The organism is Pseudomonas putida (genome assembly GCF_030159595.1).
In the GTDB taxonomy this organism is placed as follows: Bacteria; Pseudomonadota; Gammaproteobacteria; order Pseudomonadales; family Pseudomonadaceae; genus Aquipseudomonas; species Aquipseudomonas putida_AC.
In genome coordinates this window covers 1-475 of the sequence record NZ_BSKJ01000034.1, presented here as the reverse complement: position 1 = coordinate 475, position 475 = coordinate 1, and the positions used below count along the sequence as shown (strand labels likewise).

Sequence of the window (475 nt, the reverse complement as noted above, 5' to 3'; positions counted from 1 at the left end):
CCTGTGGGAGATTCTATGGTTTTCAGCAAGCTGTTTTGACACCTTTGGTGATGTATTCGTCCTGATTTTTCATCAGGGCGAATGCCACCCGTGCGAGCTTCCTGGCGAGGATTACCAACGCTTGGGTCGTTGCCTTTCCATTGTTCCGATGCCGCTCATAGTCCCCTTTCCAAACGGGTGACTTGCTGGCGGCCATCGCTGCGTTATGCAACAAACGCCGGATTTCTGAGCAACCGCGTTTAGTGAGGCGACGTTGCCCACTTTTCTGCCCAGAGTCACTGACTCGTAGATCCATTCCCAAGAATGCGATGTACGAGTCACTGCTCTTGAACTCACCCCTCATAAACGCCATCACCAGCGCTGTGGCGGTCAGGAAACCGATTCCCTCTACTGCCTGGCAGCGTGCGACTTGCTCGTGCAATCCAGCTTCTCGCAGCACTTCCTTAATCTTCTTTTGGATCAACAGCTCCAGCCG

General features: G+C 53.5%; 1 protein-coding gene. It reads right to left on the bottom strand.

All coding sequences use genetic code 11. The annotated features are described in order from the left end of the window. Positions 1-22: 22 nt before the first annotated feature. A partial coding sequence (locus QQL85_RS26435) for a transposase (RefSeq protein ID WP_284368791.1) occupies positions 23-475 on the bottom strand: 453 nt, incomplete at its 5' end.